Consider the following 14,000-nt stretch of genomic DNA (forward strand, 5'->3'; position numbering starts at 1 on the left):
GTCCTACCTGCGCCGCCCGTCCTGGCCTTCCTGGCCGGCCGGCTCCGGCAGCCCTGGCGGCCCCTCCCGGCATAGATGTGCCTGTCGGTGGTCGGGGACGCTACGCCCCGTGGTCGCCGGTAGGCGCCGGCGTTCTTCGCGGACTCCGTGAGTTCGTCCCGGCGCTGCGCCAAGGGCTGATCTACGCGACACGGACGCCGCCGCTGAGCCGCTGACCTGCGCCGTACGGCTCGCGCACGAGCGAAGGGCCGATTACCGCCGAGCCCCCGGCATTCGACAGGATGGGGGCATGACCGAGATCCGCACCCCCCGCCTCGTCCTCCGTCGCTGGACCGACGACGACCTCGCCCCCATGGCCGACATCAACGCGGATCCGGGCGTCATGCGCTGGATCGGCGACGGATCCGTCCTCGGCCTGGAGCAGACCGCAGAGGAGATCGAAGGGTGGGAGGAGGAGTGGGACGACGAGGGCTTCGGCGTCTTCGCCGTCGAATTGCTCGGCTCGGGCGAACTGGCCGGATGCGCCGGTCTGTCGGTACCCGGGTTCCTGCCCGAGGCGGAGCACGAGGTGGCGATCAGCTGGCGCCTCGGCCGGCAGTACTGGGGGCAGGGGTACGCGTCCGAAGCCGCCCACGCCGTGCTGGAGTTCGCCCTCCAGGACCGTGGCCTCGACCGCGTCATCGCCATCAACCGGCTCGGCCACGAGGCCTCGGAGAACGTCCTGCGCAAGCTCGGTATGGCCGTGGAGCGCGAGGCGACGCATCCGGAGTGGGGCCATGCACTCACCGTGCACAGCATCGATCTCACGGAGTACCAGGCCTGAGCGGCGGGGACGGCGTACGGCAACGGTCCCCCTCGCTGCCGTCGCCACCGCCCCCACCGTCACCGTCCGTCTACGGCAACATGCGCCGCTCCCTGGGGCGTTGCCCTGCCCACATACCCCTGCGCACCCGCGTCCCTCTGCGCACGGGTCAGCCGGTGGCCGCCGACGGCTGGGCGAGGTCCAGGTCGAGGAGCTCGTGGGCGCCGCCGGCGAGGGATATCCCGACGGCGTGCGGCGGGTAGCCGGCTGCCGTGAGGGTGTAGTGGGAGCCGCTCAGGTCGGAGAAGGCGAAGACGCCGTCCGGTCCGGTGACGGTGTGCCCGGCGACCGTGCCGTCCTCGACGAGGGTCACGGCGGCGTCGGCGAGCGGCCGCCCGTGCGGTCCCCGTACCGTTCCGCGGACGGTGGTGGTCAACCGCAGACGGATGTCCTGCCGTTCCGGCTCGCCGCCGGACAGTTCCAGGGCGCGGGCCTGCGGCTGGTGACCGGGGGCGCTGAGCACCAGGGTGTACGGGCCGGGCGGCAGCGGGGCGACGTCCCACTCTCCGTCGGCGCCGGAGGTCGTACGGACCACCACTTCGCCGGCGGCATCGGTGAGGACGATGCTCCCACCGGCCAGCGGGGCCCCTTCCGGACCCCCGAGGACAACGCCGCCCAGGCGACCGGTGGCCGCGAGTAGCAGATCGACCTGGGCCGGAGCGCCCTCGCCGCGATACAGGGCAGAGGCGGCGTACGGGGTGTGGCCGGGCGCGGCGCCCGTCAGGACATAGGTGCCCGCCGCGGGTGCGGCCAGCGCATAGCGCCCGTCGGCGGCGGCCGTGGTGACGCCTGCCTGGCGGCCCTGCCGGTCGATCAGGGTGATGCTCGCGCCCGGGACCGGGGCGCCGGAGGAGTCCAGGACACGGCCTGCGAACCCGGTACGGGTTCCGGCCGGTTCTTCGGTCGCGGTCGCCTCGGCGGGGGCTGAGGGGACAAGGGTGGCGTCCGGTGCGGCGGCCGACCGGGCCCAGGACGGCGCAGGCTTGGCGGGCCCGGCCGGCTTGCTGAACTCGGCCGTCCGGACGGCCGGTTCGGCCGCACCGCCGGCGCCGGACCCTTCCTCTGCATCGCCGTCCGTGCTCTGCGCGACCAGGGTCGGGCGGGAGGCCTGGCGCGGCGAGGGCAGGAAGGACGCCAGGGCGACGCCGACGATGACGGCGGCCGTGGCGATCAGGAAGGAGACCCGGAAGCCGGCCATCGTGGGCACCGTGACCGGCCCCATCGGCTGGGACATATGGGCCAGCACCATGCCGATCACGGCGCTGGACACCGAGGTGCCGATCGAGCGCATCAGGGTGTTCAGACCGTTGGCCGCACCGGTCTCGGACGGGTCGACGGCGCCGATGATCAGCGCGGGCAGCGAGGAGTACGCCAGGCCGATGCCGGCGCCGACGACCACCGCGATGATGACGGTCTGCCAGGGGGCGCTCATCAGGCCGATGCCCGCGCCGTAGCCGATCGCGATGATCAGCATGCCGAGCAGCAGGGAGACCTTGGGGCCGCGGCGGGCGGCGATCCGCGCGTACAGCGGGGCGACGAGCATCATCGTCAGGCCCAGCGGCGCCATGCACAGGCCGGCCACCACCATGGACTGGCCGAGGCCGTAGCCGGTCGACTCGGGCAGCTGCAGCAGCTGCGGCAGCACCAGGGAGATCGCGTAGAAGGCCACCCCGACGGTGATCGAGGCGAGGTTGGTCAGCAGTACCTCGCGGCGGGCGGTGGTCCGCAGATCGACCAGGGGGTCGGCGATGCGCAGTTCCATCACGCCCCACAGCACCAGGATCAGGGCCGCGACGCCGAACAGAGCGAGGGTGGTGGGCGAGCCCCAGCCCCAGTCGCTGCCCTTGGTGATGGGCAGCAGCAGGGCGACCAGTCCGGCCGACAGCCCGAGGGCGCCCGCCACGTCGAAGCGCCCGCGGGCGCGCACCGCGCTCTCGGGGACGATCAGGAAGGTGAGCAGCATCGACAGCACGCCGAGACCGGCGGCGCCGAAGAACAGGGTGTGCCAGTCCGCGTGTTGGGCGACCAGGGCCGCAACCGGCAGCGCGAGTCCGCCGCCCACGCCGATCGACGAACTCATCAGGCCCATGGCCGAGCCGAGCCGTTCGCGCGGCAGCTCGTCGCGCATGATGCCGATGCCGAGCGGGATGGCGCCCATCGCGAAGCCCTGGAGCGCCCGGCCCACGATCATGGTGATCAGGTCGCTGGTGAATCCGCAGACCAGCGAGCCGACGACCATGACCGCGAGGCTGGTCAGCAGCATCCGGCGCTTGCCGTAGAGGTCGCCGAGGCGGCCCATGATGGGCGTGGAGACGGCACCCGCGAGGAGGGTGGCCGTCATCACCCACGTGGCGTTGCTGGGTGCCGTGTTGAGCAGCACCGGCAGGTCCTTGATGACCGGCACCAGCAGCGTCTGCATGACCGCGACGACAATGCCGGAGAAGGCCAGAACCGGGACGATGCCGCCACGGGCTCTGCGGTGCCCGCCCACGGCCGGATCGGGCACAAGGGGCGCGGCAGGGGTGCCCGCAGCCCTTCCGGGGAGCTGGTCCGTCGTCGTCGGGGTCATACGTGCGGCCTCCAGGGCGGCAGAGGTGAGCGTCGGTGGGAGTGGGGGGTGAGCGGGTCGCGAGGGTGGCGGGACAGGGGTGAGCGGCACACGGTCGAGGTGGGGCGTCTCCCCCGGGCAACGGCACGATCAGGCTCTTGATACGTGCATGCCGAACGTTTCATCTCGGCGGTCTATTCCGCAGCACCGGCCGACCTCGGTCCACAGCGGTCGTGATCTGCCTCACTCCGCCCGCTCCTGACTGCCCCTCGCCCCGTTCATCGGGCCTCCCCCGGACTCGCCCTCGACGCGCGGACTCCGCCGAATCCGCCGATGTCCATTGAAGGGCACAGCACTGACAATCCCGTCCGGCAGAGCCCCCCGAACGTCGCCGCCCGACCGCTCACCCACCTCTCCCCGCGCACCCGCCCACCTACGACGAGAGGCGCCGCGGGAGCCCCCACGACGCCTCTGGCCTGCACCGTTCATGCACGGCACTTACACAGCTCGGCAATCAACACCGCATGCGCGGTATGTTTTCGCCTCCCGCCGCTGCCGGACATTCCACGCCACCCGACCGCCGCGAGCCGCCCGGCCCGAGACGCCGGGGTCAGCTCGCCGCGGCATCGATCCCGGCGTTCGCCGGCGCCTTCCCCTGCAGGGCGGCATCGAGTTGTGCCCCGCGCTCAGAATCCAGCTTGAGCTTGGCGAGAATGGCCGGAACCGCAATGCTCGGGAGGGTGTGCTCGAAGAAGACGGTCAGACGGCGGCTGAGATCGGCCCGGTTGGTGAAGGCCTGGGACATCATCTGCAGCCCGGCGAAGGCGCCGACGAACAGCTCCGCTGTTTCCCGCACGACGATGCTGTCCATCACTTCACCGCGGTCCTTCGCCTCGTTGAGCAACCCCTCCACGAACACGCTCCACGAGAGCATCGACTGCTTGCGGTCGAGGTGGTTGGATCCCTGCTCGACCGCCAGGCGTGCCGCTCCGCGCTGGATCGGATCACTGCGCAGCCGGTACGCCAGCACCTGGCCCGCGTCGACGAACTCCTGCAACTTGATCTTCTGAGGCTCGACGGCGATGTCCAGTACGTGCTCATCGAGCACCGCCAGCGCGAGCTGCTCCTTGGAGGCGAAGTGGAAGTACAAGGCGCCCTTGGTGACGCCTGCGCGGTCGAGGACTTCGGCGATGGTCGCGCGGTCGTAGCCGAGGTCGTCAAAGACCGCGGCGGCCGCCTCCAAAATCAGTCGCCGGGTCCGGATCGCGCGGTCCTGTTGCGCCACAGGACGCCTCCTGTCTCTCGTGTTTTCCATGTTCGCATCAGTTAGCTACCGCTCAATTCACCCCTGGGTCAGCCACTTGCTGCAATTCGACGCCCGGCATTGAAAATAAAACCGGATGGTACGTATCTTAACAGCGATGCACCTCTTCCCGTAGAGACGCCTGGGGGCACTCATGAGCAACACGATGCAGGTCAGCGGCACGGTTCAGCCCAGGGCTCCATATCAGACACACGCGAAGGGGAACCACCGTGCTGCTGCCGGACATCGCCATGAACCCTGCGTCCCCCAGGAGTTCGTCCACCGGCCCGTCGCCGACGACATTCTGGTCACCTCATGGCGCCGACTGGACGACTCCCGCTTCACGCTGACCGCCCAGTGGCCGCACGACCACGAGTACTTCACCCCGGCGCACGGCCGCCACCATCTCATTCTCACCGGCGAGACCATCCGCCAGGCGGGGCTGCTCCTGTGCCACACCGAACTCGGCGTACCGGTCGGCCACCACTTCATCCTCGGCAACCTGGTGTACACAACCCACCCCGAGCACCTGGCCGTTGGCAGCGGGCCCACCCGGCTGACGATCGACGTCACCTGCAGCCGGATGCACCTGCGGGGCGGCACGCTGGCCAGTGGCCACTTCAACATGACCATCCGCAAGGCGGGCCGGATCGTCGCCACGGGCTATTCCGACGTCGCCGTCGCCTCCCCTGCCGTCTACCGCCGGATCCGTGGCGAACGGCTGGCCGCACGCCGCACCCTGGGCTCGCTGCCCGCACCCGTCCCGCACCAGCTGACCGGCAGCGCCATGGACAGCGATGTCCTGCTGTCCCCCACCGACAGGTCCGGCCGATGGGAACTGCGCATCGCGCCCGGCCATGGCGCGATGGTGAATCCGGCGAATGACCACATTCCGGGAATGCTGCTGCTGGATGCGGCACAGCAGGCCGCCCGGGCGCTGACCGCACCCCGGATCTTCGTGCCGTACGCCTTCGGCACCGAATTCCACCGCTACGCCGAGCACGGCATCCCCTGCAGCATCGTGGCCCGGCTCGTCCCGTCCGCGCTCCCCTCCACCACGACGGTCCAGGTCACCGGCTCCCAGGAGGGCAAGTCGGTGTTCGTCTCCACCCTGACCGCACTGGACACCCAGCATTGAGCGCACACCTCACGAGCCATGACACTCTCGGCAGGGACTCCACACTTCATGAGCCACCGGACCACGCGACCTGCGGCACCGTCCGTCGCGAGTGGTAACGGTTCCTGAGGCACGGGCAGCGGGCCCCGGCCGTCCCACCGGCAAGAGAAAGCAACCGGCGGCTGCACGCCACCGCGGGTGAACGAAAGGCCAAGAACGATCATGGGTGACCTCCACGGAAAGACCGCGCTGGTGACGGGATCCAGCCGCGGCATCGGCCGGGGCATCGCCCAGCGCCTCGCTCAGGACGGTGCGCTGATCGCCGTCCACTACGGCCGCAATGACGCCGCGGCCAAGGAAACGGTCGAAAGCATCACCAGCGCGGGTGGCCGGGCCTTCCCCCTCCGCGCGGACCTGGGAATTCCCGGTGATGTCGAGGACCTCTTCGCGGCCTTCGACACCGAACTCGCAGCCTGCGGTGCGGAACCCGGCCTCGACATTCTCGTCAACAACGCGGCGCTCAACTTCCCCGCGCACATAGACGCGGTGACCTACGAGGAGTTCGACCGCACCATCGCGGTCAACACCAGGGCCCCGCTCTTCATCATCCAGCAGGGTCTGCGCCGGATGCGTGACGGCGGACGCATCATCAACATCTCGTCAGCGGTGACGAGTACGGCGCACCCGTCACAGATCGCCTACAGCGTTTCCAAGGGCGCGCTGGAAACTCTCACACACACCCTCGCCAAGGACGTCGGCGCACGCGGGATCACGGTGAACACCATCGCCCCCGGCTGGGTCGAGACCGACGTGACGGCGGAGCGGAGAGCGACACCCGAGGGGCGGGCAGCCCTGGCGGCCTATTCCGTGTTCAACCGGATCGGCCGGCCCTCCGACATCGCCGACGTCGCCGCCTTCCTGGCCTCGGACGCCTCCCGTTGGATCACCGGTCAGCGCTTCGATGTCACCGGCGGCTCGATGCTCTGACCCCGTCGGGGCCGCCCTGGGCCCAGGGCGCGCCGCGGCGCCGTCAGGCGTCGTGGAAGACCAGGCCCAGGGAGTGCCGGTGGCCCGACCGGACGATGCTCACCCCGTGGCGCACGGGACCGGCCGACCAGCCGCGGGCGGAACGTACGGGGCGGTCGCGGGTCGTGAAGACCAGACCGTGGCCCTGCCGCAGGACGGTGCTGGTGCCGCGGGACTGTGCTCGCGGCCGCTGCTCGACGAGCAGGAACTCCCCACCGGTGTAGTCGGTGCCCTGCTCGTCCAGGCCGACGACGACCTGGAGGGGGAAGACCATCTCCCCGAAGATGTCCCGGTGCAGCGCGTTCCAGTCGCCCGCCCCGTAACGCAGCAGAATCTGCGAGGACTTGGTCTGACCGGCCTCGTGGCACCTCGCGAGCCACTCCCCCAGGGTGTCCGGCCAGGGGGCCGGTCTGCCGAGCCGGTCCGCCCAGTCGCGGGCCGTCCGCAGCAGATGCGGGTAGAACGCCTCGCGGAGGGACTGGACCGGCGCGGGCAGCGGGTCGGCGAAGTAGCGGTACTGTCCCGAGCCGAAGCGGTGCCGTGCCATGTCGACGGTCGAGCGGAAGCGGGCGGTGTCCTCGTACAGCGCGACGAGGGCGCGGCAGTCGGCCGGGTCGAGCAGTCGTGGGGTCGACGCACAGCCCACGGTGTCGAGTTCCTCGGCCAGGGCCGTCCAGTCGGTGGCCGCTACCCGCTCGGCGAGCACGGTGGGACGGGCCCGGCGCTTGGTGGTCGTGGTGGTCATGACGTGCTCCAGTGGGGGGCTGCGGGGCGGGGCGGCTCACGAGGGTCGGGGCGGTGCGGGTTCGGGCCGCGTCCGGTACTGCGGACTCAGCCGGCGTCCGGCGCGAGCCCCTCGATGGCGAGGAGCCGGCGCTTGCGCACGGGCCCGGCCGCGTATCCCGACAGGGACCCGTCCGCGGCGATCACACGGTGGCAGGGCCGGACGACGAGCAGCGGGTTCGCGCCGATCGCCGTGCCGACGGCGCGCACCGCACCCCGCGCCGCACCGATCCCGGCCGCGATGGCTCCGTACGTGGTCGTGGTCCCGTACGGAACGGCCTCCAGGGCCTGCCATACCCGCCGCTGGAAGTCCGTGCCCCGGGTGTCCGTGTAGGTGAGGGCGAAGCGGATCAGCTCCCCGTCGAAGTAGGCGCGGAGCTGACGGGCGGTCTCGGCGAAGGCGTCCGGGTCGTGCGTCCAGCTCTCCTGGACGGTCGCGCCGCCCTTCTGGCCGGGCACGCTCAGCGAGGCGAGCGCGGTGCCGCCCGGTGCGGTGGCCGATTCCTCGCCCACCAGCAGGAGTTCGCCCAGCGGGCTGTCGAGGGTGGTGTAGAGCGTCATGGTCCTGTGCTTTCCGTGGTGGAGGGGCCGGTGGGCGCCGGTTCGGTGACCGGCACGTTCCAGAAGTGGTGCAGGGCGTACGAGCGCCAGGGGCGCCAGGCGTCCGCCCGCGCGGTCAGGCCGTCCGTCGGAACCCCGGCCCGGCGCATGCCGGCCAGTACGGCCACATCGCCGCTCAGCAGCACATCGGGGTCGCCGAGGGCTCGCATCCGGATGTAGCCCGCGGTCCACGGGCCGATGCCGCGCAGGCCGAGAAGCGCCCGTTCGGCGTCGTCCCGGTCGGCTCCGGCGTCCAGCGCGACCGTGCCGCCGGCGAGCGCGGCAGCGAGGGTGCGCAGGGTGCTCCGCCGCGACTCGGGCATGCCGAGTTCCGCGAGCGAGGCCCCCGCCAGGTCGTCGATGCGGGGGAAGAGGTGGGTGAGCGCCCCGGACGGCTCCGGCAGCGGTTCGCCCCACCCGGCGACCAGCGCGCCGCCGAGAGCGCGCCCGGCCGCGACCGAGACCTGCTGGCCGAGCACGGCACGGACCGCGAGCTCGTCCGGAGCGGCGGCGCCCGGGGAGCGCAGACCGGGATGCCGGTCCACCAGGGGCGCCAGGACGGGGTCGGCGCCGAGCCGCTCGGCGACCGCGTACGGGTCCGCGTCCAGGTCGAAGAGGCGCCGCACCCGCTGCCCGGCGGTGGTGAGATCGCGCAGTTCGGTGAGGCGCAGCCGGCAGTCCAGCCAGCCGTCGCCGGTCGCCTCGTCGACCTCGGCGATGCCGGTGCCGTTCGGCAGTCGCAGAGTGCGTCGGTAGGTGCGGGCGCCGGGCTCGCCGACGATCTCCTCGATACCGGTGAGCGCGCGCCGCTGGAGGTGGTCGAAGAGCTGCCCCGCCGCGTACGGGCCGCGGAAGGCCAGGCGCAGCGGCAGCACCCCGGGCGTGGCGGGCGGCGCCACCGGCCCAAAGCGGGCCGTCTTTCCGGGGCGGGCGGCGCGCAGCCCGCTCGGCGTGAGGGCGTAGATCTCCTTGATGGTGTCGTTGAACTGGCGCACGCTGGCGAAACCGGCGGCGAACGCGATCTCGGCGGCCTGCAGGCCGGTGGTCTGCAACAGGACCCGCGCGGTGTGGGCGCGCTGGGCCCGCGCCAGCGCCACCGGGCCGGCGCCGAGCTCGGCGTTCAGCTGCCGCTGCACCTGCCGGGCGCTGTAGCCGAGCCGGGCCGCCAGCCCGGCGACCCCTTCCCGGTCCACCACGCCATCGCCGATCAGCCGCACCGCCCGCCCGACGACATCGGCGCGGGCGTTCCACTCGGCGGAGCCCGGCACCGCGTCGGGGCGGCAGCGGCGGCAGGCTCGGAAGCCGGAGCCCTGGGCGGCCGCGGCGGTCGGGAAGAAGGCGACGTTACGGCGTCGGGGCGTGGTGGCGGGGCAGCTCGGCCGGCAGTAGATCCCGGTCGTGGACACCGCGAAGAAGAACGCGCCGTCGAATCGGGCGTCCCTGCTGCGCACCGCCTCGTACCTGCTGTCCTCATGCATCACAGGTCCACTGTGCAGCAGGTCAGGCGGCGGCGCTGGCGGAAATCGGACGGCGCGTTCGGGGCCCGCGCGAGCCGATCGGTAGGCGGCCCGGATGGCGGGCGGGCCAGGACGAGCCGGGGCGGACCCGGCTCAGGACGCCGCCGCGGCAATGACCACCAGGATCACCAGGATCACGAGTGTCTCCCAGCGCATGGCCCTCCGCAGGACGCTCAGGTCGGGCGAACCCGTCGACCGGCCGCTCAGCACGGAGCTTCCGCTGTCCGAGCCGTTGTCGCCGTAGTCGCTGTCCCCGCCGTCGCTCACGCCGTACTCCTGTCGCTGCCGCCACTGACGAACCGGCAGCCCGGGGGCCGCCGTTCGTCAGCGTATGTCTTTCCGGCGCGGCGGCTCGACTCGCCGGTCGCGCGGCGCTGTGGGTGAGACGGGCAGGGGGTGCGGGGGTGCGGGGCGGCCCCGCGGGCAGCGGGAGTGCGGCCGGTGTCCGGGTCCGTCAGGCGCCCCAGCCGGGCGAGTCGGTAGCCGGACCGCGTCAGGCGGGCGGCATCGGCCAGTCGTCCAGCGAGCCGCCGCGCCATTCGACGAGCCGGGGGTCGTCCAGCGCGATGTCCTCGGCCGGACCGGCGACGCCCGCACGGCGGAGGAATTCGGCGACATCGCCACGGCCGTGGGCCAGACCGACGATCTGCCCACGCACGGTCACCCGTCGGCCACCGGAAGGCGTCGGCGGGTGCACGATGACAGGCGGATGCTCGGACATGCATCCAGGGTGCGCCGCGCGCTCTGCTCGCGCATTTCGACAGCCGCCATGAGCATCAATCCTCGCCCCCGCACGCATTCACTAGGCTGGCCGCCGGCAGGGACCACGGGACGGGCGTCCGGTGCCCCCGGAACCCGACCTCCGCGACGAGATCATGAGGCGACCGTGAACAACCCCATGGACTCAGCCGAGTTCTCCCGGGACCCGTATCCGCTGCTCGCCGCCCTGCGCTCGCGCGGCCCGGTGCAGCAGGTGCGGACGGACAACGGCCGTACGACATGGGTCGTCACCGGATGGGCGGAGGCCCGGGCGGCGCTGGCGGACGCCCGCCTGTCGAAGGACACCGCCCGCTACTTCGCCGACCGGCCGAGCAATCGACGACTGGCCTCCGCCGTCAGCCGCACCATGCTCGCCACCGACCCGCCGCACCACGGCCGGCTGCGGAAGCTGGCGATGAAGGCGTTCACTCCGGCGGCCGTCGCACGACTGGAGCCCCGGATCCGCGCGATCGCGGAGGAACTGGCCGACGCACTGGCCGCGCGCGGGTCCGCGGATCTCGTCGAGGACTTCGCCGAGCCGCTGCCGATCGCGGTGATCAGCGAGATGCTGGGGCTGCCGGAGCAGGACCGGGCGGCGGTGCGGCGCTGGTCCCACGACCTGTTCGCCGCGGGGGCCCCGGACACCGTGGACCGCGCCTCGCACGACCTCAGCGACTACATGACGCGGCTGATCGCGGCGCGGCGCGAGGACCTCGGGGACGATGTCCTCAGCGGTCTGATCGCCGCCCGCGACGAGGCGGACCGGCTTTCGGAGGCCGAACTCGTCTCGCTGGCCGTGCTGTTGGTGGTCGCGGGCCATGAGACGACCACCCACCTCATCGGCAACGGCATGCTGGCCCTGCTCCGGGACGATGCGCTGCGCGCCCGCCTCCGGGCCGAGCCCGCGCTGCTCCCCGCCGCGGTCGAGGAATTCCTGCGCCACGACGCCCCGATCACCCTCGCGACCTTCCGCTTCGCCGTCGAACCCTTCGACCTCGGCGGCGCCCGGATCGATGCGGGGGATGTGGTGCTGGTGTCCCCCGGGGCCGCCAATCGCGATCCCGCCCGGTTCGTCGCGCCGGACGAGGTACGGCTGGACCGGCACCGCCGCGCGGGGCCGGTGGACCCTCCCGGCCGCCCGAACCGTCCCGGGTGCCCCCGACCTCCCGAGGGCCACGAGGGCACCGATCGCCCGGCCGGTCATCTCTCGTTCGGGCACGGTCCGCACCACTGCCTCGGCGCGCCGTTGGCCCGCGTCGAGGCCCGTATCGCCTTCGAGGTGTTGCTGACGCGCTTCCCCGGCATGCGGCCGGCGGTGGACAGTTGGGATGCGCTGGTCTGGCGTCACACGCGCTTGATGCACGGGCTGGCCGGCCTCCCGGTGGTCCTCGCCCCGTGATCGTGGCGCCCTGGACGGTCCGCTGAGCCCTCCCCCGCGGGCGTCTCACCGGTTTCGGGCAAGAGGAAGCCCCGGCCAGACGGGGGGGGAACTGGCCGGGGCGGTTCAGGGTGGACGTCATCGACGCCCACACCTGTTTGAACGGTGAACAAGGGAGGGGTGTTCCGCGGGGCGACGTGAGGACCATCACGCCAAACCGGCACACATCCCCCGTCGCAGCCCCGAGGACTCAGTTTCCGGTGGGGTGTCCGGAGAGGCGTTCGACGCCGCGCAGGAGGGCGGAGTGGTCGAGGCCGCCGTCGCCTTGGGCGCGCAGGGAGGCGACGAGGCCGGCGACGACGGTGCCGACGGGGAGGGCGGCGCCGACGGTGCGGGCGGCGTCGGTGACGATGCCCATGTCCTTGTGGTGGAGGTCGATGCGGAAGCCGGGGCGGAAGTCGCGGTTTGTGAAGTTGTCCTTCTTGCGGGCCAGGACGGTGGAGCCGGCGAGGCCGCCGGCGAGGACGTCGAGGGCGGCGGTGAGGTCGACGCCGGACTTCTCCAGGAAGACGACGGCTTCGGCGCAGGCCTGGATGTTGACGGCGACGATGAGCTGGTTGGCGGCCTTGACGGTCTGGCCGCTGCCGTGGGGGCCGCAGCGCACGATGGTCTTGCCGAGGGTTTCGAGGAGGGGGCGGGCGGCGTCGAAGTCGGCCTGGTCGCCGCCGACCATGATGGACAGGACGGCTTCGAGGGCGCCGGCTTCGCCGCCGGAGACGGGGGCGTCCAGGACGCGGATGCTCTTGGCGGCGGCGGCCTGTGCGAGGTCGATGGAGGTCTGGGGGGTGATCGAGGACATGTCGATCAGCAGGGTGTGGGGGCGGGCGTTTTCGAGGATGCCGTCGGGGCCGTAGGCGATGGCCTCGACCTGGGGGGAGGCGGGGACCATGGTGATGACGATGTCGGCGTCGGCGACGGCTTCGGCGATGGAGGCGGCCGCGGTGCCGCCGGCCTGTGCCAGCCGTTCGAGCTTGTCGGACTCCAGGGTGTGGCCGGTGACGGGGTAGCCGGCCTTGATCAGGTTCTCGGCCATGGGCGAGCCCATGATGCCGAGGCCGATCCATGCGATCTTGGGCAGATTGCTCATCAGGTGCCTCTCACATCTCAAATACGGTGCTGCGTCACGGGGCGGCGGGCCGCCGGGGTGCTGCGTCACGGGGGCGACGGGCCGGGCTGTCGTGGCCGCCGTTTGCGTGGTGTCAGGTCCGGGCCGGGCGCAGGGGGCCGGGCAGCCAGGCGAAGGCGCCGGCGCTGGGCCGGTCGCCGGGCTTGTACTCCAGGCCGGTCCAGCCGTCGTAGCCGGCCTTCGTCAGGCGGGCCAGCAGCGCGGCGAGGTCGAGCGAACCGGTGCCGGGGGCGCCGCGGCCGGGACTGTCGGCGATCTGCACATGCCCGGTCTTGGGCGTGTAGCGGTCGATGACCTCCTCGAGGTCCTCGCCGTTCATCGCCAGGTGGTAGAGGTCCATCAAAAACCGGGCGTTGTCCAGGCCGGTGGCCGCGTTCACCGCATCGACGACCTCGATGGCCTTCGGCGCGCTGACGATGGGGCAGTGGGGCGACTCGGGCGCGTTGAGCGCCTCGATCAGCAGCGTCCCGCCCACCTCCGCCACCGCCCGCGCCGCGAAGGCCAGGTTCTCCAGCGCCAGCGCATCCTGCTCGGCGGCCGGCACGCCCTCGACGCGGTTGCCGTAGAGGGCGTTGAAGGACGTGCAGCCCAGCGAGCGGCCGAACTCCACCGCCACCGGCACATTCGCCCGGAACCGCTCCGACTCCTCACCCGGCACCGACAACGCCCCCCGGTCCGGCCCCGGCAACCGCCCCGCATAGAAGTTCAGGCCCACCAGCCGCGTCCCGGCATCGTCCAGCGCCGCACGCAGCGCCGCCAGCTCCCCCCGCTCCACAACCGGGGCATCCACCCACGGCCACCACAGCTCCACCGCCGTGAAACCCGCCGCCCGCGCGGCCGCCGGCCGCTCCAGCAACGGAAGCTCGGTGAACAGGATCGACAGATTGACGTTGAAGCGCGTGTCCGTGAAACCCATCAGGC

Annotated in this window: 13 protein-coding genes; 4 read left to right on the forward strand and 9 right to left on the reverse strand. The window is 72.1% G+C overall.

Going from position 1 to position 14,000, the window contains the following annotated elements:
• Window positions 1-289: 289 nt before the first annotated feature.
• Entirely contained in the window at window positions 290-823 is a 534-nt protein-coding gene (locus tag Scani_RS10760; RefSeq protein ID WP_159472900.1) for a GNAT family N-acetyltransferase, read from the forward strand.
• A gap of 148 nt (window positions 824-971) precedes the next feature.
• Here Scani_RS10760 and Scani_RS10765 read toward each other — a convergent pair whose 3' ends face one another.
• The gene (locus tag Scani_RS10765; protein WP_159472903.1) at window positions 972-3,431 is read right to left on the reverse strand and encodes an MFS transporter; all 2,460 of its coding nucleotides are present in this window, start codon (window positions 3,429-3,431) and stop codon (window positions 972-974) included.
• A 589-nt stretch (window positions 3,432-4,020) separates the two neighbouring features.
• The gene (locus tag Scani_RS10770; protein WP_159472906.1) at window positions 4,021-4,695 is read right to left on the reverse strand and encodes a ScbR family autoregulator-binding transcription factor; all 675 of its coding nucleotides are present in this window, start codon (window positions 4,693-4,695) and stop codon (window positions 4,021-4,023) included.
• Window positions 4,696-4,867: 172 nt separating this feature from the next.
• On the opposite strand from Scani_RS10770, the gene Scani_RS10775 reads away from it, so the two are divergent.
• Window positions 4,868-5,851: a ScbA/BarX family gamma-butyrolactone biosynthesis protein gene (locus Scani_RS10775; RefSeq protein WP_159472909.1), complete on the forward strand. Its 984-nt coding sequence runs from the start codon at window positions 4,868-4,870 to the stop codon at window positions 5,849-5,851.
• Window positions 5,852-6,052: 201 nt separating this feature from the next.
• On the forward strand, window positions 6,053-6,817 hold the full coding sequence (locus Scani_RS10780) for an SDR family oxidoreductase (protein WP_159472911.1): 765 nt from the start codon (window positions 6,053-6,055) through the stop codon (window positions 6,815-6,817).
• 43 nt (window positions 6,818-6,860) lie between these two features.
• Here Scani_RS10780 and Scani_RS10785 read toward each other — a convergent pair whose 3' ends face one another.
• From Scani_RS10785 to Scani_RS10805, 5 genes are all read right to left on the reverse strand, one after another.
• Window positions 6,861-7,601 carry a 2OG-Fe(II) oxygenase gene (locus Scani_RS10785; protein WP_159472914.1) on the reverse strand — a complete coding sequence of 247 codons (741 nt, stop codon included), beginning with the start codon at window positions 7,599-7,601 and terminating at the stop codon, window positions 6,861-6,863.
• 86 nt (window positions 7,602-7,687) lie between these two features.
• Entirely contained in the window at window positions 7,688-8,200 is a 513-nt protein-coding gene (locus Scani_RS10790) for a methylated-DNA--[protein]-cysteine S-methyltransferase (RefSeq protein ID WP_159472917.1), read from the reverse strand.
• Entirely contained in the window at window positions 8,197-9,717 is a 1,521-nt protein-coding gene (locus Scani_RS10795) for an AlkA N-terminal domain-containing protein (protein ID WP_159475725.1), read from the reverse strand. Before Scani_RS10795 ends, Scani_RS10790 begins: the two co-directional genes overlap by 4 nt.
• A gap of 132 nt (window positions 9,718-9,849) precedes the next feature.
• Entirely contained in the window at window positions 9,850-10,023 is a 174-nt protein-coding gene (locus Scani_RS10800) for a hypothetical protein (RefSeq protein ID WP_246295692.1), read from the reverse strand.
• A gap of 226 nt (window positions 10,024-10,249) precedes the next feature.
• On the reverse strand, window positions 10,250-10,477 hold the full coding sequence (locus Scani_RS10805) for a hypothetical protein (protein ID WP_086717821.1): 228 nt from the start codon (window positions 10,475-10,477) through the stop codon (window positions 10,250-10,252).
• A gap of 177 nt (window positions 10,478-10,654) precedes the next feature.
• On the opposite strand from Scani_RS10805, the gene Scani_RS10810 reads away from it, so the two are divergent.
• Entirely contained in the window at window positions 10,655-11,914 is a 1,260-nt protein-coding gene (locus tag Scani_RS10810; protein WP_159472919.1) for a cytochrome P450 family protein, read from the forward strand.
• A 229-nt stretch (window positions 11,915-12,143) separates the two neighbouring features.
• Here Scani_RS10810 and Scani_RS10815 read toward each other — a convergent pair whose 3' ends face one another.
• Both Scani_RS10815 and Scani_RS10820 read right to left on the reverse strand, forming a co-directional pair.
• On the reverse strand, window positions 12,144-13,040 hold the full coding sequence (locus Scani_RS10815; RefSeq protein WP_159472922.1) for a 2-hydroxy-3-oxopropionate reductase: 897 nt from the start codon (window positions 13,038-13,040) through the stop codon (window positions 12,144-12,146).
• Between the two features lie 112 nt (window positions 13,041-13,152).
• Window positions 13,153-13,995: a TIM barrel protein gene (locus Scani_RS10820; RefSeq protein ID WP_159472925.1), complete on the reverse strand. Its 843-nt coding sequence runs from the start codon at window positions 13,993-13,995 to the stop codon at window positions 13,153-13,155.
• Between the last annotated feature and the right edge of the window lie 5 nt (window positions 13,996-14,000).

The organism is Streptomyces caniferus (assembly GCF_009811555.1).
Taxonomy (GTDB): domain Bacteria; phylum Actinomycetota; class Actinomycetes; order Streptomycetales; family Streptomycetaceae; genus Streptomyces; species Streptomyces caniferus.

Bases quoted from the DNA above. Each gene is read 5' to 3' on its own strand.
- Scani_RS10760 (WP_159472900.1), top strand. From the start codon at position 290: ATGACCGAGATCCGCACCCCCCGCCTCGTCCTCCGTCGCTGGACCGAC.
- Scani_RS10765 (WP_159472903.1), bottom strand. From the start codon at position 3,431: ATGACCCCGACGACGACGGACCAGCTCCCCGGAAGGGCTGCGGGCACC.
- Scani_RS10775 (WP_159472909.1), top strand. From the start codon at position 4,868: ATGAGCAACACGATGCAGGTCAGCGGCACGGTTCAGCCCAGGGCTCCA.
- Scani_RS10780 (WP_159472911.1), top strand. From the start codon at position 6,053: ATGGGTGACCTCCACGGAAAGACCGCGCTGGTGACGGGATCCAGCCGC.
- Scani_RS10785 (WP_159472914.1), bottom strand. From the start codon at position 7,601: ATGACCACCACGACCACCAAGCGCCGGGCCCGTCCCACCGTGCTCGCC.
- Scani_RS10790 (WP_159472917.1), bottom strand. From the start codon at position 8,200: ATGACGCTCTACACCACCCTCGACAGCCCGCTGGGCGAACTCCTGCTG.
- Scani_RS10795 (WP_159475725.1), bottom strand. From the start codon at position 9,717: ATGCATGAGGACAGCAGGTACGAGGCGGTGCGCAGCAGGGACGCCCGA.
- Scani_RS10805 (WP_086717821.1), bottom strand. From the start codon at position 10,477: ATGTCCGAGCATCCGCCTGTCATCGTGCACCCGCCGACGCCTTCCGGT.
- Scani_RS10810 (WP_159472919.1), top strand. From the start codon at position 10,655: ATGGACTCAGCCGAGTTCTCCCGGGACCCGTATCCGCTGCTCGCCGCC.
- Scani_RS10815 (WP_159472922.1), bottom strand. From the start codon at position 13,040: ATGAGCAATCTGCCCAAGATCGCATGGATCGGCCTCGGCATCATGGGC.
- Scani_RS10820 (WP_159472925.1), bottom strand. From the start codon at position 13,995: ATGGGTTTCACGGACACGCGCTTCAACGTCAATCTGTCGATCCTGTTC.